Annotated in this window: 26 protein-coding genes; 14 read left to right on the forward strand and 12 right to left on the reverse strand. The window is 54.1% G+C overall.

Annotation, left to right across the window (positions count from 1 at the left end):
• Positions 1-64: 64 nt before the first annotated feature.
• Positions 65-2,401, forward strand: coding sequence for a DUF1592 domain-containing protein (locus KF784_11295; GenBank protein MBX3119642.1), 2,337 nt, complete (start codon positions 65-67; stop codon positions 2,399-2,401).
• Positions 2,364-3,749 carry a DUF1552 domain-containing protein gene (locus KF784_11300; protein MBX3119643.1) on the forward strand — a complete coding sequence of 462 codons (1,386 nt, stop codon included), beginning with the start codon at positions 2,364-2,366 and terminating at the stop codon, positions 3,747-3,749. Before KF784_11295 ends, KF784_11300 begins: the two co-directional genes overlap by 38 nt.
• A gap of 39 nt (positions 3,750-3,788) precedes the next feature.
• Here the strand turns inward: KF784_11300 and KF784_11305 are convergent, their stop codons facing one another.
• The 12 genes from KF784_11305 to hisB all read right to left on the reverse strand — a co-directional run bounded on the left by KF784_11305 (position 3,789) and on the right by hisB (position 11,813).
• Positions 3,789-4,949 (reverse strand): phosphoglycerate kinase, encoded by a 1,161-nt coding sequence (locus KF784_11305; GenBank protein MBX3119644.1) that lies wholly within the window; start codon positions 4,947-4,949, stop codon positions 3,789-3,791.
• 112 nt (positions 4,950-5,061) lie between these two features.
• Positions 5,062-5,289, reverse strand: a complete 228-nt coding sequence (locus KF784_11310) for a hypothetical protein (GenBank protein ID MBX3119645.1) — start codon at positions 5,287-5,289, stop codon at positions 5,062-5,064.
• Positions 5,289-6,227, reverse strand: a complete 939-nt coding sequence (locus KF784_11315) for a prepilin-type N-terminal cleavage/methylation domain-containing protein (protein ID MBX3119646.1) — start codon at positions 6,225-6,227, stop codon at positions 5,289-5,291. Before KF784_11315 ends, KF784_11310 begins: the two co-directional genes overlap by 1 nt.
• Before the next feature lie 372 nt (positions 6,228-6,599).
• Complete coding sequence (locus KF784_11320; protein MBX3119647.1) at positions 6,600-7,094, reverse strand: YajQ family cyclic di-GMP-binding protein; 495 nt, start codon at positions 7,092-7,094, stop codon at positions 6,600-6,602.
• Positions 7,084-7,542, reverse strand: coding sequence for a hypothetical protein (locus KF784_11325; GenBank protein MBX3119648.1), 459 nt, complete (start codon positions 7,540-7,542; stop codon positions 7,084-7,086). The genes KF784_11320 and KF784_11325 overlap by 11 nt, the downstream gene beginning before the upstream one ends.
• 16 nt (positions 7,543-7,558) lie before the next feature.
• Positions 7,559-8,545, reverse strand: a complete 987-nt coding sequence (locus KF784_11330) for a glycosyltransferase (GenBank protein ID MBX3119649.1) — start codon at positions 8,543-8,545, stop codon at positions 7,559-7,561.
• Positions 8,546-8,574: 29 nt separating this feature from the next.
• A complete protein-coding gene (locus KF784_11335; protein MBX3119650.1) occupies positions 8,575-9,048 on the reverse strand; it encodes a TlpA family protein disulfide reductase in 474 nt (157 codons plus the stop codon).
• The gene (locus KF784_11340; GenBank protein ID MBX3119651.1) at positions 9,041-9,367 is read right to left on the reverse strand and encodes a hypothetical protein; all 327 of its coding nucleotides are present in this window, start codon (positions 9,365-9,367) and stop codon (positions 9,041-9,043) included. The genes KF784_11335 and KF784_11340 overlap by 8 nt, the downstream gene beginning before the upstream one ends.
• On the reverse strand, positions 9,364-9,675 hold the full coding sequence (locus KF784_11345; GenBank protein ID MBX3119652.1) for a hypothetical protein: 312 nt from the start codon (positions 9,673-9,675) through the stop codon (positions 9,364-9,366). The genes KF784_11340 and KF784_11345 overlap by 4 nt, the downstream gene beginning before the upstream one ends.
• A 64-nt stretch (positions 9,676-9,739) precedes the next feature.
• A complete protein-coding gene (gene hisA / locus KF784_11350) occupies positions 9,740-10,474 on the reverse strand; it encodes a 1-(5-phosphoribosyl)-5-[(5-phosphoribosylamino)methylideneamino]imidazole-4-carboxamide isomerase (GenBank protein MBX3119653.1) in 735 nt (244 codons plus the stop codon).
• Positions 10,468-11,211 (reverse strand): imidazole glycerol phosphate synthase subunit HisH, encoded by a 744-nt coding sequence (gene hisH / locus KF784_11355; protein ID MBX3119654.1) that lies wholly within the window; start codon positions 11,209-11,211, stop codon positions 10,468-10,470. Before hisH ends, hisA begins: the two co-directional genes overlap by 7 nt.
• Entirely contained in the window at positions 11,208-11,813 is a 606-nt protein-coding gene (hisB, locus tag KF784_11360; GenBank protein ID MBX3119655.1) for an imidazoleglycerol-phosphate dehydratase HisB, read from the reverse strand. The genes hisH and hisB overlap by 4 nt, the downstream gene beginning before the upstream one ends.
• Positions 11,814-11,897: 84 nt before the next feature.
• Between hisB and KF784_11365 the strand changes: the two genes are divergently transcribed.
• The 12 genes from KF784_11365 (at position 11,898) to KF784_11420 (ending at position 26,776) form a co-directional block, all read left to right on the forward strand.
• A complete protein-coding gene (locus KF784_11365) occupies positions 11,898-12,386 on the forward strand; it encodes a MarR family transcriptional regulator (GenBank protein MBX3119656.1) in 489 nt (162 codons plus the stop codon).
• A gap of 598 nt (positions 12,387-12,984) precedes the next feature.
• Positions 12,985-13,872 (forward strand): succinate--CoA ligase subunit alpha, encoded by an 888-nt coding sequence (gene sucD, locus KF784_11370; GenBank protein ID MBX3119657.1) that lies wholly within the window; start codon positions 12,985-12,987, stop codon positions 13,870-13,872.
• 9 nt (positions 13,873-13,881) lie between these two features.
• Positions 13,882-14,556, forward strand: coding sequence for a hypothetical protein (locus KF784_11375; GenBank protein MBX3119658.1), 675 nt, complete (start codon positions 13,882-13,884; stop codon positions 14,554-14,556).
• 27 nt (positions 14,557-14,583) lie between these two features.
• The gene (locus KF784_11380; protein MBX3119659.1) at positions 14,584-15,273 is read left to right on the forward strand and encodes a hypothetical protein; all 690 of its coding nucleotides are present in this window, start codon (positions 14,584-14,586) and stop codon (positions 15,271-15,273) included.
• A 32-nt stretch (positions 15,274-15,305) separates the two neighbouring features.
• Positions 15,306-15,956, forward strand: coding sequence for a hypothetical protein (locus KF784_11385; GenBank protein ID MBX3119660.1), 651 nt, complete (start codon positions 15,306-15,308; stop codon positions 15,954-15,956).
• Positions 15,957-15,995: 39 nt separating this feature from the next.
• The gene (locus tag KF784_11390; protein MBX3119661.1) at positions 15,996-17,072 is read left to right on the forward strand and encodes a cysteine desulfurase; all 1,077 of its coding nucleotides are present in this window, start codon (positions 15,996-15,998) and stop codon (positions 17,070-17,072) included.
• A gap of 491 nt (positions 17,073-17,563) precedes the next feature.
• Positions 17,564-18,505: a sigma-70 family RNA polymerase sigma factor gene (locus KF784_11395; protein MBX3119662.1), complete on the forward strand. Its 942-nt coding sequence runs from the start codon at positions 17,564-17,566 to the stop codon at positions 18,503-18,505.
• A 150-nt stretch (positions 18,506-18,655) separates the two neighbouring features.
• The gene (locus tag KF784_11400) at positions 18,656-21,145 is read left to right on the forward strand and encodes a PAS domain-containing protein (protein ID MBX3119663.1); all 2,490 of its coding nucleotides are present in this window, start codon (positions 18,656-18,658) and stop codon (positions 21,143-21,145) included.
• Between the two features lie 11 nt (positions 21,146-21,156).
• Entirely contained in the window at positions 21,157-21,609 is a 453-nt protein-coding gene (locus tag KF784_11405) for an Hsp20/alpha crystallin family protein (GenBank protein MBX3119664.1), read from the forward strand.
• Positions 21,609-24,086, forward strand: a complete 2,478-nt coding sequence (gene lon / locus KF784_11410; protein MBX3119665.1) for an endopeptidase La — start codon at positions 21,609-21,611, stop codon at positions 24,084-24,086. The genes KF784_11405 and lon overlap by 1 nt, the downstream gene beginning before the upstream one ends.
• Before the next feature lie 93 nt (positions 24,087-24,179).
• Complete coding sequence (locus KF784_11415) at positions 24,180-24,575, forward strand: BlaI/MecI/CopY family transcriptional regulator (protein ID MBX3119666.1); 396 nt, start codon at positions 24,180-24,182, stop codon at positions 24,573-24,575.
• Entirely contained in the window at positions 24,572-26,776 is a 2,205-nt protein-coding gene (locus KF784_11420) for a M56 family metallopeptidase (GenBank protein MBX3119667.1), read from the forward strand. The genes KF784_11415 and KF784_11420 overlap by 4 nt, the downstream gene beginning before the upstream one ends.
• Positions 26,777-26,835: the final 59 nt, after the last annotated feature.

Consider the following 26,835-nt stretch of genomic DNA (forward strand, 5'->3'; position numbering starts at 1 on the left):
GGCTCCATAAAGCGAATTGTCGTAGAATAGGGTGTCTCCCCGACCGGGGCGAGTGGTTTCGCCGATGACATTTCCCGCGCTCAAGTTTTTCCGACACTGGCCCACAGGTCTGCTGCTTCTCTCCGCCACTCTGTTCGCCCTACAGTCACCAGCTCAACAAAAGCAACCGACAGCCCCGACAGGTCCTTCCTTCGAAAAGGAGATCCAACCGCTTATCACCAAGCTCTGCGTGAAGTGTCATACGGGGGCCACGCCAGCCGCGGGTCTAAACCTTGCGAGTTTCAAAACAGAAGCTCAAGTACTCAAAGGCAAAGATGCTTGGGAGAAGGTCAGCCGCAATGTCAGCTCCGGTCATATGCCGCCGATGGGCTCTGCCCAACCCACCAAGGTCGAACGCCAAAAGATCGTCGAATACATCGACAAGCTCCTGTCTCGCGATTGCGTGGTACGCGATCCGGGCCGGGTCACGATCCGACGCCTCAATCGCACCGAATACAACAACACCATCCGCGACTTGCTTGGAGTTCCGTTCACGCCCGCTGACGACTTCCCTGCCGACGACGTCGGCTACGGCTTCGACAACATCGCCGATGTCCTTTCTATTTCCCCGCTCCTGATGGAGAAGTACTTAGACGCGGCGGAGAAGATCACCGAGAAGGCGATTGTCGTTCAGCCCGTCCAAACTCGACGCTATTCGGGCGATGAGTTGGCAGCCTCCAGCGGCGTGAACATCGTCCGCGAAACCATTGCCGGGATGTATTCAGCTGGTTCGGTGACGGCGGATCACGACTTTAAGAAAGCGGGCACGTACAAGATCAAGATCGTGGCGTTTGGAGACCAGGCCGGACCAGAGCCTGCAAAGATGGCGGTCAAACTGGGCAATCAACGCCTGACGGTTTTCGACGTTAAGGCCACTCCCGCTAATCCCTCAACCTATGAATTGCCGCTTGAAATGAAGGCCGGGAAGGTCAAGATTTCTGCGGAGTTCATCAACGACTATTACCAGCCGCAGGACCCCGACCCCAAGAACCGGGATCGAAACCTCTATGTGGCGTCTTTGGAGATCATTGGCCCCATTGAGGACATGAAGCCGATCCCCGAAAGCCACCGACGGCTCATCTTTGTGCAGCCCACTCCCGGCAAGGAGAAAGAAGCCGCAACTCAGATACTCAACCGTTTCGCGTCTCGAGCCTGGCGAAGACCGGCGACAACAGCAGAGGTTGAACGACTGACCCGATTTGTCGATATGACGAAGCGTGATGGAGCGCCGTTCGAGAAAGGCATTCAGCTCGCGGTGCAGGCTGTCTTGGTTTCACCAAGCTTCCTCTTTCGATTAGAGCTTGACGAACGTCCAACCGACTTGAAAGTGCAGCGCACACTTAATAACTATGAGCTTGCATCCCGACTGAGCTACTTCCTGTGGAGTTCGATGCCCGACGACGAACTGTACAAACTGGCCGAACAGGGCAAACTCTCCGACCCGGCGGTCCTTGAAGGCCAAACTCTGCGTATGCTGAAAGACCCCAAGGCAAGGGCGCTGGCGGACAATTTTGCGTCTCAGTGGCTGGAAATTCGCAAGCTCAACTACCTTTCTCCCGACGCCAAGCTCTTCCCCGAATTCTCCGAACAGCTCCGCAAAGATATGTGGCAAGAAACGCTGCTTTTCTTCGATCATATCGTGCGGCAGGATAGGCCGATTCTGGAATTCCTGGACTCAAAGTACACCTTCCTCAACGAGCGACTCGCCAATCTCTATGGTATTGCTGGCGTCACTGGCAACCAATTCAGGATGGTCACACTCAAAGACGCCAAGCGAGGAGGTGTCCTGACCCAAGCAAGTGTCCTGACTATCACCTCCAACCCGACCCGAACCTCGCCCGTGAAGCGTGGAAAGTGGGTTTTGGAGCAGATTTTGGGGACACCGCCCCCTCCGCCGCCACCTGGTGTGGGCAACCTTTCTGAAGAACGCAAGAAGATCGAGGGCAAAACGATCCGACAGCGTCTTGAGCAGCATCGTTCTGATCCCGCCTGCGCAAATTGTCATAAGGGGATGGACACGCTGGGCTTTGGTCTTGAGAATTTCAATGCAATCGGACAATGGCGAACGTCTGATGAAGGAATGAAGATCGATTCGGCAGGAGCGATGCCCGATGGAGCCAAGTTCAAGGGCCCTACCGATCTCAAGGTTTACCTGCTTGCCAAGAAGCCACAGTTTGTGCGGGCGTTCGGTGAGAAAATGCTGATCTACGCCCTGGGCAGAGGATTGACAAGCGCGGACAAGTGCCATATCGACGAAATCGCTAAGGCCGCAGAGGGTGGCAATTATCGCATGAGTACGGTTATTCTGGCAGTCGTCAAGAGTGATGCCTTTCGGAAGCGACGGGGAGACGGAGGACGATAACAACGTGAGCTACAAATCACTACCAAGACGTACTTTCTTGAAGGGGATCGGCACGGCGATGGCCCTCCCGCTTTTGGAGAAGATGCTCCCATTGACGGCTGTCGCACAGTCAATGCCCACGCAAGGCGCGCCAATGCGCATGGCGTTCATGTTCGTCCCGAACGGTATCAATATGGAGCACTGGGTTCCCCCAGTCGATGGAGCGCTCACCCAGCTTCCCTACACGTTGGAACCGTTGAAGGGCGTTAAGGACAACATTAACGTTCTCACCGGTTTGGCACAGCACAAGGCGCATGCACTCGGCGATGGCCCAGGCGATCACGCTCGTTCTTCTGCAGTTTGGCTTACCGGCGTCCATCCCAAAAAGACGGCTGGTTCGGACATCAATGTCGGTATCTCGGCTGACCAAGTCGCCGCCCAAGCCATCGGAAAAGAGACCCGGTTTGCTTCGCTGGAGCTCGGCTGCGAGCGTGGAGCCGTCGCGGGCGATTGCGACTCGGGCTACAGTTGCGCCTATTCCACCAGCATCTCTTGGCGGAGCGCCACCACACCCAATGCAAAAGAGGTCAATCCCCGGCTCGTGTTCGAGCGACTATTTGGGCGGGGATCAGCCGACGAGCAGGAGCTCAGTAAGCAGATGCGCGACCGCTACCGGAAGAGCGTTCTCGATTTCGTGCTTGAAGATGCAAACCGACTGAGCAAGCAGCTTGGCATCCGCGATCAGCAAAAGCTTGACGAGTACCTCACCGGCGTGCGCGAAATCGAAGAGAGAATTCTCAAGATGGAAAGGGAGAACCCGGCCGCTTTCATCGCTGGGAATCGGCCATCTGGAATTCCGAGCGACTATGGCGAACACATTCGGCTGATGGGCGATATGATGATCCTTGCTTTTCAAGCCGATCTAACCCGAATCTCGACCTTCATGTTCGCCAACGAAGGCAGCAATCGCAGCTATGGGCTGATCGGCGTGAAGGATGGCCATCATGACATCTCCCACCACGGCAAGGACCCGGTGAAGTTAGAGTCGAAGAAGCAGATCGACCGTTTTCACATGGTTCAACTCGCCTACATTCTTGAGCGGATGAAGAATACGAAGGAGCTGGACGGCACCCTCTTGGACCACTCGATGGTGGTTTACGGTGGCGGAATCAGCGACGGCGACCGCCATAACCACGACGATCTCCCGATCCTCTTTGCCGGGTCGGCAAAGGGCACGATCCGCACCGGGCGACACGTCCGCTACCAACCAACACCGATGAACAACCTCTTCCTTTCCATGCTTGACAAGGTAGGGGTGAGGGTGGAGACACTCGGAGACAGCACAGGAAAACTGCAAGGCCTATTCTAAGCAAGTGCCCCCGGCTAAAAAGTTGACTTAAAAGAAGTGTCAGCCTGTGAGCGCCGCAATGCCTGGAAGCACCTTCCCTTCCAGAAACTCAAGGCTTGCCCCCCCGCCTGTACTGACGTGGCTCACACGATCGGCGAATCCGAACTTCTCAATCGCCGCCGCGGAATCGCCTCCACCGACGATCGTGATCGCATTGGAGTCGGCAAGGGCCTGGGCGACCGCCTTCGTGCCAGCGGCAAACGGCTCCATCTCAAAAACTCCCATTGGGCCGTTCCAGACCACAGTCCCCGCCATCTTGACCACCGTTGCGAAGAGGTGCTGAGAGTCGGACCCAATGTCGGCACCGATCATACCGTCTGGGATGTCAGCCACCTTGACGGTGCGCGTCTGAGCCGTTGGCGACAGCTCAGACGCGATGACCACATCCACAGGAAGAACGATCTTGTCGCTATGGTTCTTGATAAGTTCTGCGGCGAAGTCGATGCTGGTTTCGTCCAAGAGCGAATTGCCGATATTGAACCCCTGAGCCTTGAAGAATGTGAAGATCATTCCGCCACCAATCAGGAGCTTGTCGACCTTTGGAAGCAGGCTTTCGATGACGGCGATCTTGTCCTTGACCTTCGCCCCGCCCATGATCGCCACAAACGGGCGCTTCGGGCTGTCCAAAGCCTTGCCGAGATACTCCACCTCTTTTTCGATCAGGAATCCGGCAACGCCGGGAAGGATATGGGCAACGCCCTCGGTCGAAGCGTGGGCTCGGTGGGCTGTGCCGAAAGCATCGTTCACGTAAACGTCGGCGAGCGAGGCAAGCTGTTTGGCGAATGCCGGGGCGTTCTGTTCCTCTTCGGGATGGAAACGGACATTCTCCAACAGGATAGCCTCACCGAATCGGAGCGCGCGACATGCTTCCTCAACTTCAGGACCGACGCAGTCAGGCAGCAACGGGACGCGCTGGTCGAGTAGCTCGCTAAGGCACTTTGCCACCGGCAACAGCGAGAACTCCGGAGAAACACCCTTTGGTCGTCCGAGATGGCTGCAAAGAATGACGGCGGCACCGCTGTCGAGCAGATGCTTTATCGTTGGTAGAGCTTCGGTGATGCGGCGGTCATCGGTGATCAATCCACCCTCTAAAGGCACGTTAAAGTCACAGCGGACGAGCACTCTTTTGCCCTTTACGTCGATGTCTCGGACAGTCTTCATTGTTGAGGACGATCTTACCGTTTCGGGGCTGCGTGACCCGTCAAAGTGACTACACAAGAGAAAACGGCGCGACCTTGGTGTGGTCACGCCGTTCAGAAGATTCGGTGAAGAGCTATCTGCCTCCTTCCGTCTCCTTGTTGTCCCCCGCGCTGGATTCACCGCTAACGCCACGAGACTTCGCTAACTCCTGTTGCTCAGGAGTGAGGTTATCGGTCTTGGTCAGATCAGTTGATGCTGGCTTCTCACCCTTTGCCGCAGGTTCGCTGGCTGTATCCGAGGAACAGCCAGTGACCGAGAAGAGTACAGAAACGATTACAGAGGCTATCAACAGTTTTCGCATTAGAAAATGATCCTCGCATCCCAGTTCTGGAAGTCGATGTCCGGTCTCAGAAGGTAGGGGTGGCAGAAGTTTGCATCCCACGATCTGTTGGTCACGAACTTACCGTTGTATCGAGCAAACGGGTCCGTTCGAGGGTCTCGGTCTCCAGTTTCAAACACGCCGATCTTTCGAGCCTTTGCATGACCATCCGCATAAGAATAGGTCATCGTGCTGTTATAGAGATCGTAACCCTGGTTGCTCGAATTCGAAGAATATGAGCTCGACTCTCCGTTGTTGCTCACCGAACACCCTACGAACCCAGGAACATACCGGCAAGGCAGTGTTGGGTTCGGGCAGTTGAGCCATGGCGAAGCATAGCTTCCTCCGATCAGAGATCGCCTTCCCGTACCGGGCCAGAAAACGATCAGATCGGCCACGCTGCCAATCGCGGTAGAACTGTAACTTTGAAGAAGTCCATTGTACAGATAAGTGTGATCAGAAGCGTCCAAGGGGGGCTTCAAACCACCGAGCATCGAATACGTACCACCGTCAAAGCGGTTGCCAGCGGGATCATGAAGGATCCCATAGTTCTTGATGTAAGGTTGCAACGCATTAAACACAAACGAATTCGTCGCATCGATTCGATCCTGCGGTTGCCCTGTGGCAATACGCGCCGGAGTAGGAATAAACCGGTTTGAAGTCGTTGCGGTCGCGCCTAGGCTCGGAACCGGAATGGTTGCCAAGGGAAACAGATCATCGTAATCTGGGAGATACAGCTGAGCAGCTGTAGCAAGATTCTTCAGATTGCTAATAGCTTGAGTTTTCTTCGCCGCCAGTTTTGCCTGCGCAAATACAGGGAAAAGAATAGCCGCGAGAATCGCGATGATTGCGATCACCACGAGTAGTTCGATGAGCGTGAAGCCAAGCCTATGCTTGGGTTCACCTATTTGTCGAGTCATTGATCGAGGTCCTTGGGCTCCGGCCAAATTTGAAACGGACGGTCCTCGTCAATAATTATATCTTGATTAGAACAAAACAGGCTTCATATTTTCAAAAAAGTTCACATTTGCACTGGTCAGTTGCTTGTCTAAAAGCTGTTGCCCATCAGCCTTACCCATCTGACGTGACATTTTCCTGTCATGACAATAAAGTTCAGTACACATTTATGACTGGCGGAAAAAACTGTTACTAACTCTGTACCCCAATGGCTCGACTCTATATCAGACCCAATCTACTGCGCTGGATTCTTGCGCGATAGTATATGAGCAAAGCCACTAAGTACTTCCATATCATCCATGAAGAGGATTGTACGCAATAGCTTATTCTTTAGATCATCTGTAGTTGATAAAATCCACGGGATAAGACAGGTCCAATCCTTTCACGAACTGAATCACCTTTTGTAGGTCATCCTTACTCTTTGCGCTTACACGAACCTGATCGCCCTGAATCTGCGCGTTGACTTTGAGCCCTTTATCCTTAATCTGCTTGATAAGCGGCTTGGCCTGATCTTGAGCAATGCCGACTTTGAACGTAATCGTTTGCTTCACTGATATCCCTGCACCCGGCTCCAACTTCCCGTCTTCCACCGACCGTAAATCGATTCCACGCTTAACAAGCTTTGAAATCAAGATATCTTTTAGCTGGCCCATGCGGAATTCATCTTCGGCAAGAAGATGAATATCATTATTCTTCTCTAGCTCAATGCTCGCGATGCTGCCTTTGAAGTCATAGCGGTTCGCCAGTTCGCGCTGGGCTTGGTCCACCGCGTTCTTGACCTCCATGCTATCTACCTGTGAAACGATATCAAACGAAAACTCACTTGCCATTCTTCTTTCCTGCCTCCCTCGTATAAACCCATTTGGTCGTCTTGACTTCGTCCTCAAGAGTCGCCGTCAACGTCTTGCCATCCTTGCTGATGACAAGCTCCGTTATACCGGGTGTGCTCTGCTTAACCCCGTTCGCCTCGGTCGCCGTGAGGATGAGCTTCGACTGCTTCTTGTCCTTGTCGTCATGCTTCTCCCAAGTCCCCGACATCGTCATCGCCTTCCCGTTCTGGTTGAAGACGACCGCTTGGAATGTCTTGTCTTTTCGCAGCAACAAACTCAGGGTTGTCCTTTGTGCCGCAGTCTTGTAAGTTCGGACCGTCTGCAAGCTTCGCGCATCCGTCTTCTTGGCGTCAATGACGATCTTCCCCGCCCATTCACCAAGAAATGCCTGCCCGACCATCGTGGCGCAAGAGCACATCAAAGCCAGGATGAGGAGAATCCGTCGCATTGGCTTGGATTAAACCCTAAGTCGCCCCATTCAGGCTGATGGGCAGGAAGGTCTCATCGGCGCCACTGCGATAAGGCGCGTCTACTCCAGGCCAAAGTTGTCGCAGAGCTAGCTGTTGTGGAAGGTTGCAAACGCCCCACCGTCGAAAAGCTGCACGCCTGTTGGGATGGAATCGCATCCCTAAGCGAGCCGCTTTCCTTGCCAGACCCATCTGCCCCCAAAGCACATACAGCGCGGCGAGATGGAGTGCACAGGCTCCCAGACCACGGCGTACCACTGCCCTATCCCAACGCCCATCAATCCATCGGTCCGCCCCCATTAACAGTCCCTGACGAATCCTTATCTCCTCAACTGATGCACTCTCAGCAAGTGAAAAGGAGTTTGTTGGATGAATTCGCCAGTAGGTCAGTTTCTCAGGAACAAACGCCACTGTGTGATGATTCGAAGCGGCGAGCAATGCCATCCAATCTCCCGAGTAACGCAGCCCAGGGTCGAACTTGGCGAACGGCTTTCGGAAGACAACACTCGAAGCCAAGACTCGATTGGATTCGAGAAGCCAGGGAAACAACTCCTGCTCTTCAGTGATCGGCCAATCCTCATGCTGGTCTCGCTTGCGCTCAAGGGGGTTGGTATTCGGCGCCAGCCATCCGTGTGTGTAACAAAGTGGCGCTCCAGGGTTCCTGTCCAATGCTTCTAACTGCAAGGCAAGCTTGTTTGGCTCCCAAAAGTCATCTGAATTCAGAATCGCGATCAGGTCGGTTGAGGCAAGCGAAACACCACGATTCTGGTTTCCATAGGTTCCTAGGTTGGAATCGTTTTGAAAGAGCTTAATCCGCGCATCGTCAAAGCTCTTCCAGACCTCCATAGAGTCGTCAGTACTGCCATCGTCGACGACAATCATCTCCCAATCGGGCATCGTCTGCGCCAATACGGACTCCACGCACTGCGGAATGTAGGGCGCATGGTTGTAGCTCGGGACGACGATACTGATTTTTGGCTGCATACGCTGACCAGCGTAGCTTACTTGCTTCCTCAACCAGGTTTGAAGCTTGGCACGTTGTCGGCTTCACTTACGATCTCTTGGACGGGTACACCAAGTTCCGCTGCGAGGAGCTGAGACATCTCCTCCATATACTTCATGCTCCATGCCTCCGAACAAAGGCGGATGATCCCGTCATTGCCCGCGAGCACATAGGTTGGGACGGTCTTGCACCCGTACTTCCGGGACACCGCCAAATCCATGTCGATGGCTTGCGGCATCTGAATCCGATTCTCCTGACAATAGGCGCTGGTTTCAGCTAAGCCATCTTGGCTCACTCCAACGATCACTGCTTCGGGGTAAGCACGAACCAATCGGTCGTAATATGGCATCGCGAAGCGGCATGTCGAGCAACCCGTGCGCCAGATGAAAGCGAGAATGGGTTTCCCGCCACGTGCGGCTTGGGAATCGAAGTCACCGAGTACAAAATCGATGAACGGCTGCCCTACCTCAGGCAAGTTACTCATTCACTAAGTATGTCTTAGGTGTCTCTTCGGTTGTTTTGGGAGCGGGTGGCGGCAGGGTGTTGAGCTTCTGCGAAAGCTCGTCTACGGCAAGAGTCTGAGAGTGAAGCGCTTGCGTCAAACGCTCGACCTGAGCGGCAAGGGCGAGAACCTGGGGATCCTGAGACGAACTGTTTCGGTTGAGCAACTCAGCCATCTTTTGCTGATGCTTGGTAAGGATGTACACGATCGGGATCATAAACATCACGAAGCCCAAGACAAGGCCCAAGATCTCGTCACCCTGGAGATCAAAGGCGAACAGGTCCACCAGTTGATGTGTCATCCCTGGTCACCGTTCTGGTTCTGCACACTGCCCGTTGATCCCGACCCAAGCCGTCTCTGATTCCCGGCGATTTCGTCGATCATCATCGTTTGCTGATGGACGAGTGTCTTGAGTTCGGCAACTTCCCTTCGCAACATGTCCATTTCAGGACTCCCTTGTATGTTCCGATTCCCGTGGATCAGTTCAGCCATTTTCTGTTGGTGTTTGGTGAGGATCGCAACGATAGGAATCATGAAGATCACTATCGGAACAGCAATCGCTGGCAGCATTTCCCACATGGAATCGGCAATGAGAGTATCGATATTCATAAACACCCACGGAATCCGTACATCCGTGAGGTCATTCTACAAAAAAAGTTGGATCGACATGGGTCTACAGGGCCTGGTGTCCGAGTTCTTGTAGGGCATTTGGCAGGTCGATGCGGCCTTCATAGATCGCCTTGCCGACGATAGCGCCCTCAAGATTGGGCAGTCGCAGGCCGTCTATCGCTCTCAGGTCTTCCACAGAACTCACTCCACCGCTTGCGATCACTTTGCCCGCAACCGTTTCGCAAACTCGCTTCAGCATCGAGAGATTCGGCCCTTGCATCGCGCCATCTGTAGCGATATCCGTCACGATAAACCGCGCAACCCCCAAACCATCCAGCTGATGAAGGAAAGCGTAAAGCTCAATATCCTCGCCTTCCGTCCAACCCGAGACTTTCACGATCCCATCCCGAGCGTCAACACCGGCAATTGCTGCATTTCCAAGCTCGCCAAACGCATGTTCGACGAATTCTAAGTCTGTTGCGATGCGTGTGCCAAAGATCACGCGGGCAATACCGCTCTTTAGAATTTGCCTTGCGCTCTCAAGCGAACGAATGCCACCGCCAAGCTCAATCTTTGCCGGAGTCTCTTTAGCGATCCGTTCGACAACCGTTAGATTGACGGGACACCCAGCCTTTGCCCCATCCAAGTCGACAATATGGATCCATTGCGCCCCGGCGTCAGCAAAGCCCTTGGCCACGGCGACCGGATCGTCGGAATACTCTGTCTTTTGGGCATAGTCGCCTTGGGTCAGCCGTACGCATTTGCCCTCAAGGATGTCAATTGCCGGGAGGATCAGCATGTGAGAAAGCTCCGCATGAGGTTCAGCCCCGCCTCTCCACTCTTTTCAGGGTGAAACTGGGTAGCCCAAATATTGCCCTTACGGATAGCCGATGCGAACTGAATACCGTAAGTTGTGCGACCAGCCACGTCGGCGACGTCGGTGCAATCGGTGTACAGAGAGTGGACGAAGTAGAACTGGTCAATTTTGGATTTTAGATTTTGGATTTTGGATCGGCATGAAGGTTCTTGATATTGGGTATTGGGTGATTCAAATGTCCATGATCGCTGATCGCCAACTGTTAATGGCTCTGAAATATCACCCATTGTTTCGCGTGTATCACTCCCTCTCCCTTCTCCTAATTCATCGTTCATCGTTCCGCGTTCATCGTTTTCAAACTCAACGTCGTTCCATCCGGTGTGAGGCACTTTGAGCCCCATATCTTTCGGGAAGTACAGTACTTTGCCCCCGACCAGACCAAGCCCCTTGTGCTCCCCATGCTCCTCGCTGGATTCAAAGAGCAGCTGTTGACCCAAGCAAATGCCGAGCAATGGCTGGCCAGATCGAGCAAAGGACTGGATATCGTCGGCTACAGAAGTGATGTGCTCCATCGCCGCGCCAAAAGCGCCGACTCCGGGGATGATGAGCTTTGTCGCCCCTTTGAGGGTGGGCTGCACCGAGCACTCAAAACCAAGGTGGCAAACCGCCCTTTCCACCGAACGGAGGTTTCCCATGCCGTAATCGAGAACGACGATCATCCAATCTGGCCTTTCGTCGAAGGCGCAGCTCTGCGCTCGGTTGGTATAGTTGCATCCCGCAACGCACGCCCGAATCCCTTAAAGATCGCCTCGCAAATATGGTGATCGTTCTCACCGGCGATCTGTCGAATATGAAGTGTCACGCCTGCGTTTGCCGTGATCGCCCTGAAGAACTCTTTCACACACTCTGTCGAGAGGTCACCAATCTTATCGCGAGAAAATCGAACGTCAAAGTCGAGAAAACCACGACCACTAAAATCGATCGCCACAAGCACGAGGGCATCGTCCATCGGCGTGTGATTGCTGGCATACCTCTGAATCCCTTCGGATGCCGCGCTCGCCTCCGAAATCGCCTTACCCATCACAATTCCTACGTCCTCGACAGTGTGGTGGTCATCCACATTGAGGTCCCCCTCCGCTTTGACACCAAGATCAAGCTGGCCGTGAAACGCAAAGAGCTGTAACATGTGGTCAAAAAAGCCAATGCCGGTGCTGACGTCTTGCCGTGTGCCCCCGTCGAGATCGAGCACAACTTGCACGCGAGTTTCGTTTGTATCCCTGTCTAACTCGGCATATCGAACGCCGGTCGGCCCCTTGCTCATATGCTGATTGTACTCGTGTGAACTGTACTTAAGGTTCCTTCGCCGCCAACGGTATATAATGTACATGGCGGTTGGGGAGAAAATATGGCTAATAATCAGACGGTTACTGCAGCAAGCGACGTCGGCGTTCAGGCGTACGTGCGCCTTGTAAGAGCTGCCGATGCTGTCTTCTCCGAAGTGAGCTCTGGGCTCTCTTCATATCAAATTTCGCCCACTCAGTTTTCGACTCTAAAGGCGCTCCGGTTTTCCGGTCCGCTTTCGCAGCGAGACATCGGGCGATACATTTTGAAAACGGGCGGCAATGTCACCGTGATCGTAGACCAGCTTGAATCGATGGGGTTCGTTTCACGAATTCGAGATTCAGAGGATCGACGCGTGTGTTATGTAAACCTGACGGAGAAGGGGGAGAAGTTCTTTGATTCGGTTTATCCGACTTACCAAGAGAAGGTTCGTACGGCGATGGGACGCCTTACACCATCGGAACAGGCCGTGCTTGCCGAGCTTCTGGAGAAGCTGAAAAAGGGCAACGAGGTCCGGTCGGCGGTGGTCAACACTTCAAGGTCCGACAACTGACGGACTCGGCGGCAATCGAAGACGTTCTTTCGGTTTGTTTTGCTTGCGAAAGAACAAGGTTCTCAAAATGTTGAGCCCCCTCTGGGCTTGAGGGGGCTTGCTCAACAGGAGGTGCCGAAAGCACCCCAATCCTTCGTATTGTCAATGGACCGGTTCATCCCGATCTCTGCCTTCTGACCTTAGAAAGACGGGCGCCTTCCAGGCCGCACGGCGATGTCCACATGTTCTTCTTGCCTTCACTACAGCTTTGTAGTTCCAGCACCGCAACTCATCCTGCTCAACATCAGTCTGAGTCATGGCGACTCTCGCTCGTCTACGGGGTTAGCTGTCGGGTTCAGGCCAAGAGTTGCCTTTGGAAGGTCCATTCCCTTCCGTTCACCCCAAAGGTTCGGTTCCCCCGCTCCCTCACGAATGAGGGACTAAACGTTGGCATTGCAGCCTTACATATTGTAGTAGGGTTTTGAGTCGATTTAGTTCCCCAAAACGCGAACTTTATCGAAAAAACCAAACGTTGGGATATTTGGCAGATCAAGAAGGTCTCGGATCGGTAAAATCGGAAGGTTGCCGGAGCGCTCCGCTCCGCTCTCCAAGGATCGCCATGTCTATTCTCGTCGACAAGAATTCCCGCGTAATCGTCTGTGGCATGACCGGCCGCGAAGGCAGTTTTCACACCGAACAGATGATCCAGTACGGCACCCAAGTGGTTGCCGGAGTCACCCCCGGTAAGGGTGGAACACAGCACCTTGGCGTTCCTGTTTTCGACTCTGTCGCCGATGCCGTTGCCGCAACGGGCGCAAATGCAGGTCTTATCTTTGTTCCGCCTCCATTCGCTGCCGATTCGGTACTGGAGTGCGAAGCGGCTGGGCTTCCTTTTGTATCCCTAATCACCGAAGGCATCCCCACACAAGACATGGTTCGTGTCACAAATCGACTCAAAGCGAACGGGACGACAAAGCTTCTCGGCGGCAACTGCGCAGGCATCATCACCCCCGGCGAATGCAAGATGGGCATCATGCCTGGACATATCTTTAAGCCAGGCCCGATCGGTTTGGTTAGCCGCAGCGGAACCTTAACTTACGAAATCGTTTGGGAATTGACGCGCGCGGACCTCGGTCAGACAACGTGCGTTGGAATCGGCGGCGACCCCGTCCCAGGCATGCGCTTCATCGACGTTATGCGATTGTTTGAAGCGGACCCGGCGACGAAGGCCGTCGTCATGGTTGGCGAGATCGGCGGCTCCGACGAAGAGACCGCTGCTGAGTACATCAAGTCGATGACCAAGCCCGTGGTCTCATTCATCTCTGGGCGGACAGCCCCTCCCGGCAAGCGCATGGGCCACGCTGGCGCCATCATCTCGGGTGGCAAAGGCACGCCGCAGTCGAAAGTGGATGCCCTGCTCGGCGCGGGCGCAGCTGTTGCCGACAAAACGAGCGAAGTTCCAGGATTAGTTAAAGAAGCCCTCGATAAACTAAGCATTCGGCTGTAAACTCTACATATGTGCAAAGTTCGGATACTACTAGCGCTCCTTGCGCTGGTTATGGTGATCGGTGGGTGCGGCCAAAAGGAAGAAAAGGCGACGCTGTCGGCAAGCGCCGGTTCAGCTGATTTTCCGGCCGCTGAGTGGCAAGACGTATCTCACTCGACCTTCTCTATGAAGCTCCCAACAGGTTGGAAAATCCTTGACCTGACTTCAGAAGAGTTTGATTCTATGGTCAAAAGCATGGTCGATTCGAATCCAAACTTTAAGTCTGTTGAGCCAACAATCAGACAATTGAAGACTCAAGGCCAGATGAAGATGATGGCTTTTGATGTAAGCACGGCGCACACAGGATTCACCGATAACGTAAACGTCATTATCTCTCCCTCCCCAACTCCTATCAAATTTGATGAAATTGCCAAGCGAAATCGAGATACGATGGCGGCGATGCTTGGCACCGATGCGGCTCTTGACTATAGCGAGGTGAACTTACCAGCAGGCAAGTTTGCTCGAATCAAGTATTCGATGCCTATGAATACTCCTTCAGGAGGTCAATTCATGGTCCAAGGCATGGCATTTGTCACGGCTAAAGACAACAATGAGGTGGTCTTTACCTTTTCAGCCACTGACACATCTGCCAACGCTATGGAAAAGGCAGCTGACAAAGCAATGACGTCAGTTAAGCTGAAATAGGCCTCATAGAAGCTGTAGAATTCGGTTATGCGTAACATAACCACCGTCATTGCTGCGGGGCTTGCTGTACTCGTCTGCGGCTGTAATAGCAACTCTGGAGCAGGTGGCACGCAGGATTATGCACGGGACGAGCGCCCCTTTGCCGTGATGGAGGCTGCCAACCTCCCGGAAGGCAAATGGACCGAATTCGGTTCGAGTTCATGCTCTATCAAGCTGCCCAAAGATTGGAAGAGCTTCGATCTCAACCAATCGGACATTGAGGCCGTTCTTGTCGAAGCAGAAACAAGCAACCCCGCTTTCAAGGGAATGGCGCTTTCCCTCCTTGACGCAAAGGAGCACGGAGGCCTGCAACTCTTTGCTCTTGACCCAAAAGACGTGGATGGGTTTAGCGACAACATGAGCATCGTCATGCTGGATGCACCTGCCAATGTCAAGATGGACGACGCCATCAAGATTGGTAAGGAAGAGATTCTGAGCATTGCCAGCGGGACGATTGAGTACGCGGAGGTTCAGCCACCCGCCGGGAAGTTCGCTCGCATCGAATACACAAGCATGAGGAAGGGGCGCGGCGGTGAAGACGTTAAGCTCGCATCGTGGGCTTATCTTGGACTCCACAACGGCAAAATGGTGACGATCACCTTTTCGGCAATCTACAGCCGCGCTGCCGAGATGGAGAAAATTGCCGACAGCGCGATCACTTCCTTTAAGATGAAGTGACACATAAGGACCATGGAAAAAGTGTCGAGCCTATGAAGCTACTCAAATCGACTGTCGTCATTGCGATCTTAACAATTCTTGTCACGGGCTGCGGATGCAGCGGCAATCCTGATCTCAACACGAAAAACTGGCAGGAGATAAACAGCGAAGAATTCACTATCAAGATTCCAGCATCGTGGATGACTCGGAACAGCGCCGATCCAAACATTGATGAACGCCTTAATCAAGCAGCGCAACTCAATCCAGGCCTAGAAGAAATCAAATCTCAACGGGACGAGCTTGTCAGGACTGGAGCTATCAAGCTTTCGGCGCATCGGACCGACAATCCCGACGATGGCTACAACGATGGCTGTAGTGTAGTCATTGAAGAGGCCGAGACGAGCTGGACTCTGAGTGGGAATGTTGAAGAGACCAAACAGGCGATGCGACCCTTCTTAGCGCCTGGTAGTGAGTTTGAATACTCTGAGAAGGACTATCCAGCTGGCAAGTTTGGGATCCTGAAGTCCAAGATTTGGATATCTACGCCAAGTGGAGGAAAGGTGACCACCGCCTTTTGTATGTTTATGGCTTTGGCCAACGGCAAGTCTGTCACGATCACTTTTGCAGCGGGCGAAAAGCGTAAAGCTGATATCGAGAAAATCGCCGATGAGGCGATGAAGACCTTTAAGCTCAACAGCCCTTGATTTGTAGCAAGGATTCTATCAATCAGCCAAACTTAATCTGTGAGCAGCGCTGATCGCTATTTCGACTACGCGGCGACTACCCCAGTTGACCCCCGCGTGCTTGAGTCGATGCTTCCCTACTTCAAGGAAGATTTCGGGAATGCGAACTCCATTCATGGGTTTGGGCAACGAGCACACTCCGCCGTTGAACATGCTCGTGAGCAGGTGGCAAAGCTCATCGGTGCAGAAGACCCCAGCGAAATCTTCTTTACTTCAGGCGCAACCGAAGCCAATAACTGGGTTTTAAGATCGTTCGAGACCGGATATGTGAGTCCGTTTGAGCATAGCTCGATGCGCGAGCCTGCATTAGACCACGGTTTCTCTTTCCTCACAAACGATGGTTGGGATTTGAATGCCCCGAGCGCGGCCTCTTTCATTAGCGTGATGCTTGTGAACAACGAGACCGGAGCGATCCTTGACCCGACCGCACTTCGAAAAAGCGCGGCATTTCTCCACTCTGATATCACGCAAGCCGTCGGCAAAATTCACGTTGATGTACAGGCTCTTGATCTGGATACTGCATCCATGAGCGCCCACAAACTTTATGGACCGAAGGGGATCGGCGCTCTGTACCTGCGCGGAGGGACATCTCTGCGACCGTTCATCTTAGGTGGCGAACAAGAGCAGGGTCTTCGCGGTGGGACTCTCAACGTTCCCGGCATCGTCGGCTTTGGAAAAGCCGCCGAGATTGCCATTGACGAACGCCTAGAGGATGAGCGACGCGCCCAGGCTCTACAAAAGAGCCTCATCGAGGAACTGTCGAAGTCCTCTGAAGTGCAGGTTAATCGACCCTCGACAAGCTCGCCGTTTATCCTCAGCGTTTCGTTTGGAGGGCTGCAGGGAGAGACAATGGTGGTCGAGGCGGACAGCCGGGGATTTGCCATAAGCAGTGGCGCAGCGTGCAGTTCGCGGTCCACCGAGCCGAGCCACGTACTCACGGCCTTGGGCCTAGTGGACTACTGGCTAAAAGGTACAGTTCGAATAAGCTTGGGCCGATTTACGACTGAATCTGCGGTTTTTGAACTTGCGAGAACTCTAAATGAGATCGCAGGAACGATTCGACGCATGAGTCTGTAGAAGTTATTGCAACAGGTTGCCCTGTTGTCGCCGTCTTAATACTCGGTGGCATAAAGATTGCAACCTGAGATTTATGCCGCGCACTCGACGAAGCGTGCGCTCGGTTGCCTGCTTGACAGCCGACCTCCGATGTGTTACCGTATCTTAGTAGACAGTAAGAACGAGAACCCGCACGCGCCTCACAGCACTGCGACGACCTGTTACATTGCGGCCACGCCCCGGAAGAGTATGAGCAATTTGAATATTTTGGAGGACTATACCCCCTGATGCCTGGAGAAAACGCAGTAGTGACACAACCGCGCCGAGGTCGAGCGATCACCGTTCGCACCCCCGGTCGACATACCTTTGCTGAGGCCGCAAACACACGGCAGCTCGCAGAGGAGTTCGGCTCTGAGCCGGTTGACGAAGATCTGTTAGAGATCGAAACGGGGGATGAGGAGCCCGACGAGCCGGAAGCGCCGGCACATCACGACGACAGCGAAGAGCTTGAGATGTGGATGCGCCAGACTCGGCGCGCTCAACTGCTGACTCCTGAGCAAGAGGTCCACCTCGCCATGCTCGTGCAAGCACACGAGATGCTTATGAAGGACAACACGCAGCAGCTGCTTCGTCTGCTTCACCGAGGCGAGATGGCCCAGTTCGGGATGCCCGAAACGGTCACCCCGGAGCTTCGCGAGCACATCACACGCCAGGGGTTTGGCGCAAAGAAGATTCTCATCGAGTCGAACCTTCGCTTGGTCGTATCCATCGCGAAGAAGTACAACGCTCGTGGTATCCCGCTTGCCGACCTGATTCAAGAAGGCAACCTTGGTCTTATCCGTGCCGTTGAAAAGTTCGACTGGTCGAAGGGCTTCCGCTTCTCCACCTACGCGACGTGGTGGATTCGCCGAGCTATCGCCCGAGCCATCATTAACCAGGGACGCACGATCCGTATTCCGGTGTATGTGGCTGAGCTTATCAACAAAGTTGTGAAGACGGCGAGCCGTCTGCAGCAAGAGATGCAGCGCGAACCTACCGAGGAAGAGATCTCACGCGAGGTTGGCCTGTCGGTTGACCGCGTACGCGAGATGATGCGTGTAGCCGTAGAGCCGATCTCCCTGGAAACGCCGGTTGGTGAGAAGGACAATAGCTCGATTGGAGACTTTATTCAATCGACAAACATGCCTACACCAACTGATGTCACCTGGAGTCTAATCCGACGTGAAGAGATCGACGGCATTCTCGGTCGGCTGACCGGACGTGAGCGCGATGTGGTTCGCCTGCGATTTGGGCTTGACGACGGACGCTCTCGAACTCTCGAAGAGGTCGGCGCTGAGTTGAACGTGACCCGTGAGCGTGTAAGGCAGATTGAGTTGCGAGCGATGAAGAAGCTCCGACACATCGGTCAAGAACTTGCCGCGCAGGGCTTCATCATCACGCAAACACCAACATAAGGTCATGTAACTGAGATCAAAAAACCATACCAAGAAAACGGTATGGTTTTTTGTTATTTATTTCGCATGTTCTTTTGGAATCTGCCATTCTCCACAAGCGATGAGTTCTATTCGCTATACTAACTGAGGGCATTTACTTACGTTTGGGTTATGGGAACAACGGTACACATCCTAGTCGTTGAGGACAACGAGGACGAAGCGTTCTTGCTTATTCACGAGTTGAAGCGTGCGGGATACGACGTAGTTTGGAAGCGCGTCGATACACCGGATGCCATGCGCCAGGCTTTGACTGAGCAAAAGTGGGACGTTATCACTTCCGACCATAAAATGCCTCGCTTCAGCGCTCCTGAAGCCCTCCGACTGGCGAAGGAAGTGGCCCCAGAGATTCCCGTTATTATCGTTTCTGGGGAGATCGATCTTGATCTTGCTGTTAGCTTGTTGAAAGACGGGGCGATCGATTACGTTCAAAAAGATAAGCTCCCCCTTGCCGTCCCGAGCATCGCAAACGCCTTAGAAATCATCAATCGAAGACGTGCCGGAGTCTATACCGAAGAGGAAGTCCGCGCCCTGTCCGAGCGGCTCCTTCTTGCCACAAGTGCCACCGGAGTCGGCATTTGGGAATACCGACCAAGTACAAATGAGGCCTTCTGGGACAATACCGTTTACCGAAACTTTGGATATGACGAACCACCGGATATCCCGCCATTAGCGCTGTTTCGGAAACATGTCCACGAAGAGGACTATGATCGCATTCTCAACACTTTTAAGGGTGCGATAACAGACGAAACGAACTACGACACAGAGTTTCGTATTACGACGCGTGACGGCCGCAACCGCGTTATTCAGGCTAAAAGCTTTATTGAGCGCGACAACAACGGCAATGTTATTCGCATAGTTGGCACTGACTTAGATATTACAGAACTTCGACAAGCGATTAACGAAAAACACTCTATAGAATCATCATTTCACGAGCTTTTCCATAACTCAAAGGACGCGATCATCATCATTGAGGCTGAAGGTGTCAAGTCTGGAACGATCGTCTCCGCGAACCCAACTGCCGCCAAAATGCATGGATATTCACCCTCCGAAATGGTGGGGATGTCTGTTCGAGACTTAAATGCTCCGACGACTTCCAGTATGGTTGAGGAGCGTATTAACGACACCCTCCAGGAGCAGCGACAAAGCTTTAACGTCGAACATATCCGTAAAGATGGCTCGACCTTCTGGCTCGAAGTCACAGCCTCTGTCATTGAGACCGGCGGACGTAAGTTTATTCTGGGCATCGAGCGCGAGTTGCCGGAACAGCAAGATTCAGCCAGCTCTTCAAAAGATACTAGTGAAAGACTTGAGCGTCTTGCACAGATTACAAGCACCGTTGTAGGAGAGCTTTCCTTAAAGAAGCAGGCCGAGATCCTGTGCGAAGATATGCGCAAAACGTTCGGTTCAGACGCATGCATCCTTCGACTACTTGAAGAAGAGCAACTTAACATGCTTGCTTGTGCGGGAATTCCCGAATCATCTCTGTCTAAAAGCCTTCCCGCGCGATACGGACTAGGAGAGGCCATCCTGCAATCCGGCCGAGCGGTCAGTATCGCCAACATTGCTGAGAGCCCATATGCCGTGTATCTTACGGATAACATCGGCCCTGAAGATGGCGAGCGCCGTTTTAGTTTCGTCTCTTATGCCGGTGCGCCTATTCGACTCCACAATGAGGTGCTCGGGATTATTGCGATCTTCTCTCAGACGAGAGTTCGAAACTTCTCCGAAGAAGACCTTAACCACCTTCAAATTGCCGCAAACCACATCGCTATCGCCATCGAGAATGCTCGACTCTACGATGACGTGAGGCGACAAAAGCAGGAGCTTGAGGACGAGGTCAGTGTCCGCATCGCGAAAGAAGAGGAGCTGAGACTCAATGAACAGTTGCTCGAGCGAAGGGTTCAAGAGCGAACCGCACAGCTGGAAGAAGCCAATAGAGAACTTGAGGCCTTCAGCTATTCTGTCTCTCACGACCTGCGCAGCCCAATCCGCTCAATCCAAGGTTTTAGCACCCTCTTGATGCGCGACTACGAGTCCGTTCTTGATGAGGAGGGATTGGACTCGCTGAGGCGTGTTATCGCCGCGAGTCGCAGGCTAAACGATCTTATCGACAGCATGCTCAGCCTTTCACGCATCGCGCGCGAAGAGCTTCACATGAAAAGCGTGAACCTCTCGGATATCGCTCACGACGTCCTCTTTGAGTTAAGAACACGCCACCCAGAGCGAAAAGTGGACATCACAGTGGAGCCAAAGCTAATGGCTCATTGCGACCCACGACTGATGCAGATCGCTCTTACGAACCTGATTGATAACGCGTGGAAATTCACACAAAACGAAGCTTCGGCAAGGATTGAATGCGGACGAAAGCAGGAGCAGGGCACCGACTGTTTTTATATCCGCGACAATGGCGCGGGGTTTGACCCGGGCCAAGTAGGCAGACTCTTCGCGCCGTTTCAACGACTGCATCACGAATCGGAGTTTGAGGGCACCGGGGTGGGCCTTGCCATCGTCCATCGCGTGATCCAACGCCATGACGGGCGCATTTGGGCAGAGTCAACGCCAAGCGAAGGGACCACGTTCTACTTCACGCTTGGGCGGTAAACTCTTTACCTATGGCGCGCCAAAACCGGGATGAATGGCTGTGGCAAGTTATTCCCGGGCAGCTCATCCTGAGCCAGCCTGGAGTAACCGTGTCGCGCTCGATACGATCCAAAGGCATTTGGCAGCCCAGCATCGACCTGTACGAGACTCCAAAGCTGTTTGTCTTGAAAGCGGAGATTGCCGGGGTGGAACCTGACCAGGTTCAGATACTTTACGTTCCAGGACAGCACAGCGTTTTGATACGCGGAGCGCGCGAAGAGGCAGATCCAAGTGAGGAAGTGCGAACGAGCATCCACCAGCTTGAGGTCTATTATGGTGAGTTCGAGCGGGAGGTCCCTTTGCCGCAATGCCCCGTCGAACCCGAACAAATGCGTGCCCAGTTTCGTAACGGAATCCTATACATCGAAATTCCAAAGGCACGCGTCCGCGTCAACCACACAAGAATCACGATTCGGAAAGTTTAATGTCACGAGCAAAAACAAAAACCCCTGTTGAAGAGGAGATCGTTGAAGAAGAGGTCAACCTGCCCGAGTCGGACATCGACTTGAGCATAGGCGACCTTCCCATTCCTGATGCTGAAGAGGAAGAGGTTCGACCGCCCATCCCCGATGTCATCAATATCCTGCCCCTGCGCGACTCCGTCATCTACCCCATGCTGATCGCACCTCTCAGCGTTGCTCGCGAATCCAGCGTACAACTCATCGAAGAGAGCGTGGTGGGAAACAACCGGGTTATCGGCGTTGTCGCTCAACGCAAAGCCCACACAGAGCTGCCAACCTTCGATGAGGTTCACGAATACGGCTGCGCTGTGATCATCCGCACACTTGTTAAAATGCCTGATGCGGTGCGGTTGATCGTCCAGGGCGTCGCACGATATCGGATTGTCGAGCGATTGCAAGAGACGCCTTACCTGCGGGCAAGGATCGAGGTCCTCGAAGACGCCCCTGCCGACGATACGTCGGAAGATATGGAGGCATTGCGACGGTCCGTCGCTGCGCTCTTCGACCAAGCGATACGCCTCTCCCCCCAACTTCCCGACGAGTTACGAAGCCTTACCCAAGCCGTCCAAGAAACGAATGTGATGTGCGACCTCGTCGCCGCGCATATGACACTCTCGGTGGAAGAGAAGCAGCAGGTCCTTGAAACTCTGGACGTGGAGCAGCGACTCAAGCTCCTCCTCGAAATGCTTAGCAAAGAGGTGCGCGTTCTGGAGCTTACGAGCAAGGTCCAGAGTGAGGTCAACGTCGAGCTTTCCAAAACGCAACGCGACTATTACCTGCGCGAGCAGCTCAAAGCCATTCAGCGCGAACTTGGGGAGTCTGACGACCGGGGCGAAGAGCTTGACGAACTACGGATCAAGATCGAAGAAGCCGAGCTGCCTCAAGAGGCTTTGAAAGAGGTCAACCGAGAGTATGACCGCCTGCGGCGTATGTCTCCCGGATCGCCTGAATACACCGTCGCCCGGACCTACGTGGACTGGATCGTCTCGCTCCCGTGGAACCAATCAACACAGGACAATATTGAGCTTTCTGAAGTTCGGGCCATCCTCGATCAAGACCACTACGGACTTGAGAAAGTTAAAGAGCGAATTATCGAATTCCTTGCCGTTCGCAAAGTCAAAAAAGACGGCAAGATCCGTCAGCCAATCCTGTGCTTTGCGGGGCCTCCTGGTGTTGGTAAAACCTCACTGGGGCGTTCCATCGCACACTCCATGAACCGCAAGTTCGTACGAGTCTCAGTGGGAGGCATGCGCGACGAGGCCGAGATTCGGGGTCATCGACGCACCTACATTGGCGCACTGCCCGGGCAAATCATCCAAGGCCTTCGACGCGGCGAAACAAACAACCCGGTCTTCATGCTCGACGAGATCGACAAGCTCGGCAGTGACTTCCGCGGTGACCCTTCATCAGCGCTCCTGGAAGTGCTCGACCCGGAGCAGAACTCGACGTTCCGCGATCACTATATCGACGCACCGTTCGATCTGAGCAGAGTGTTCTTCGTGACAACGGCAAACCGACTGGACACGATCCCAGCGCCCTTGCGAGACCGAATGGAAGTGATCGAACTCAGCGGCTATACCGAAGAGGAAAAGTACGAAATCGCCGTGAGGCATCTCGTACCCAAGCAGGTCGAAGAACACGGACTAAGGGCTGCGCAAATTGAGTTTCAAGACAGTGCCCTCAAGAAGCTGATCCGCAGCTATACGCGCGAAGCCGGTGTTCGTAACTTGGAGCGAGAGATCGGCTCTGTCGTACGAAAAGCAACCCTACTGTTTGCACAGGGCCGCAAGGCCAAGGTCAATATCACGGAGAAGTTCTTGGAGACCGCGCTTGGAGCGCCACGGTATCTGCATGAGGAAGTGCTGGAAAGGGAGCTTGTCCCTGGACTTGCGGTCGGTCTTGTTTGGACTCCTGTCGGTGGTGATGTCATCTTCATCGAGACAGCCAAGATGGCTGGGTCAAAGGGTTTGATTCTTACCGGACAGCTTGGCGACGTGATGAAGGAATCCGTCACAGCCGCCCTAAGCTACATCCGCAGCAATGCCAAGCAGCTTAAGATTGACCCCGATTTTTACGAAAAGACGGAGATCCACGTTCACGTCCCTGCCGGTGCCACCCCCAAAGACGGCCCGAGCGCAGGCGTGACGATGCTCACCGCACTCACTTCCCTGCTCACCGGGCGAAACCTCAAGCCCCGTCTCGCCATGACCGGAGAGCTCACCCTAACGGGGCAGGTCCTTCCAATCGGTGGCGTAAAGGAGAAGATTCTGGCGGCGCACCGCGCCGGTGTGACCACAGTGCTCCTCCCCGAAGATAACCGCAAGGACTTCAAAGAAGAGGTCCCCGAAGCCATCGCCAAGCAGCTTGAGGTCCACTTCGTCAAGCACGCCGATCAGGTGCTGAAACTATCTTTGGAAAAGACAACGGGTCGAACTCAATAAACCGTTGCGGACATGTTGAATCGACATGTCCATCATTTTTTTTTCTTTTTTCTGGAACTATTTCGACGGCAGTAGAGATAATATGTTCTACAGATGTCGAAATCACTGCATCCCGAAGAAGCGCCGACCGGCGCGCAGATGGATCTTCTGAAGATCGTTGCCAAAAGCAAAGAGGGCATGACGGCCGTCGAAGTCTGGCAGCACATCCAAACCCAGCGACCGCTCGCCAGAACAACGGTTATCACTCTTTTGCAGCGGCTGCAAGAACGCGGCTGGCTTTCAAAAGAGGGTGAAGGGCGTGGTGCGATCTACCACTCGCTCTATCAGCCCGAAGACGCCACAACCGCAATCGTCGACGGATTCCTGGGCCGCTACTTTGGCGGATCGCCCGCAAAGATGATGATGAACCTGCTTGGCTCCGGAAAGCTCTCAAACGATGAAATCTCACGCTTAAGGAAGCTGCTGGATGAAGCAGAGGAGGAAAAATGAGTGCAACCTTCATCGAATCGGCTTGGCCCTTTGCGGTCAACCTGGCGCTTGCCGTAGCGACAGCTTCCGGCCTATTTGCCGTGGCCCTTCTCGCTAGCCGAAAAGCGGCTCCACCGATACGGGAAGCCTTGGCAAAGGCCGCGATAACGGTAATCGCGATCTGTCCGCTGGTGGTGCTCGTCTCATCGCAGTTGCATCTGGGCAGCTTGAACGCTCCGACCGAAGCCGCTTTCGCGAAACCAGCCCGGTCAACCGCAAGCGAGGGCGCTGCGCAAACTGAAAGCAGGCCCCCGTCAGAGGAGCTGATCGTTCCTGAAACTGCTCATGGGGCGGCGGTAGCCTCTCAGACTGCTTTACAAACGCCGGTTGCTTCTGGTTTCGACTACAAAGCAGGCATTCTTGCTGCCGGTCTCGCGGGCTCGCTCTTCCTCGTGGCGCTTGTCGGGATCGGACGTCTCCGTCTTGCAAAACTTGCGAAGGGTTGGGAGAAGGTTGAAGATACTTCCCTGCTCAGCATGCTTGAACAGGCATCGCAAGCGACGGGACTGCGGGCAGTGCCAATTCTCATCCATGCAGAAGATCTACGCGCGCCCGTCTGCTTCTCGGCAGGGAAAGACTACGTTGCCGTGCCGACAGACATCTCCGACTTCCTTCCACCGGAGCAGATTAAGTCCGCATTCATCCACGAGTGTGTCCACCTGAAAGCAAAGCACCAGACCTGGCGTCTGCTCTGCGTTTTGATGGAGGCGGCCTACTGGTGGGCGGTGCCGGTCTGGCTCGTTCGAAGACACCTTGAGGACGCCCAAGAAAAGATTTGCGACAGCTATGTGGTTCAGACCACCGATACCGGACGACACCTCGCCGAATGCCTCGTCACCCTGGCTACCAGGAACGGGCAGACCTGGACTCCAAGGGGGACGATCGCCGTCTTTCGACGGGGCGAGTTGGAAGCCCGGATTCGGAGGCTGCTGGACAAAGGAGCCAATACCATGACAAAAACAACCAAGCGCAGCGTGGCGGTTATCGCCGCCATCGCCGCCGGAGCTTTCGTTCTCGCTGCAAAGATGCAGGTCGGCGAAGTTTCGGCAAAGGGATCGGAATACTTCCCCTCGACCGAAGGCACGACGTGGACCTACAAAGTCAGTCGGCCTGGTTCGGAGGACATGATCTGGACAACCGTCGCATGGAGCGTCAAGAGCTACAAGGGAATGCCGGTCGTCGAGTATCGCTCGGACTACGGTCACTACAACGGCTATGGCTATGTCCTTCTCGCCAAAGATGGCGCCTATGAGATGGACCGTCAATACAAGGACCTACCGGGCTTCCGCCGCGCCGACACCAACACGGTTGTGATGAAGTTTCCGGCAACAGCGGGGACGAAGTGGTCACACCGTACGCAGCCTGCCTACCAAACAGCACAGAGTTTCGGAAACGACACACCGCCCCCCAAGCCCCCCACCTATGAATACACTCGCAATGTCGTCAGCGACAACGTGATGGTCGATACACCCATAGGACGGAAGAAAGCGGTGATCATCGAAATGTCCGTCAGCGAAGACGGAGGCAAGCCATACGTCCGGTCAAGAACCTGGATGAGCCCAGGCTTAGGAACCGTTCGTGAGGAAGTCTTCGAGCCGGGCGGAAAGACCTCGCAGGTGAAGACTCTTGTGGACTTCAAGCCTGGCAGCCCGCAGAACCAAACCCCAAGCAATCCGGCTGAGCTTGTCCGGCAGAAGACTCCGCAGCTGTCTCTGCCTGCAAACGCCTACCGCAACATCGCCAACAGCCACCTTGACGACACGTACCGAAGCAGGTTTGTAGCTGTAGGAAGCGACTCATCAATGGCGATCTATCGCGTGACGGGACAGACCGTGCGTCCGTTTGACCCTACAAATGTCGACGAATGGAACGCTTTGATCGAGGAAGAGATGCCAAAGAGCAAGCGGGCTATCCCAGGACCGAACGGTTACGATTTGTTCGTTCACTTTGAATCCATCGCTATCCTTTTGGCGACCAAACAAGGCTACTTCGTGGATGACAACGCCAAAGGCGGCAACGCCGAGTACACATCGAAGGCGGGCAGTTCAGGGACGATTGGCAGAACGAAGGTCAGCGGTCGGAACCCAGACGGCAGCGCATGGACGTTGGCAGTCGTTGTGACGATGGAGGGCAGCAAGATCACTTCGATCGAGACCCAGTAAGTCATTTACAAACCCCCAACAGAGGCCAGGGCCGCTTCGCGGCCCCGGTCATTTTCGAC

Source organism: Fimbriimonadaceae bacterium, from assembly GCA_019638775.1.
Lineage (GTDB): Bacteria > Armatimonadota > Fimbriimonadia > Fimbriimonadales > Fimbriimonadaceae > JAHBTD01.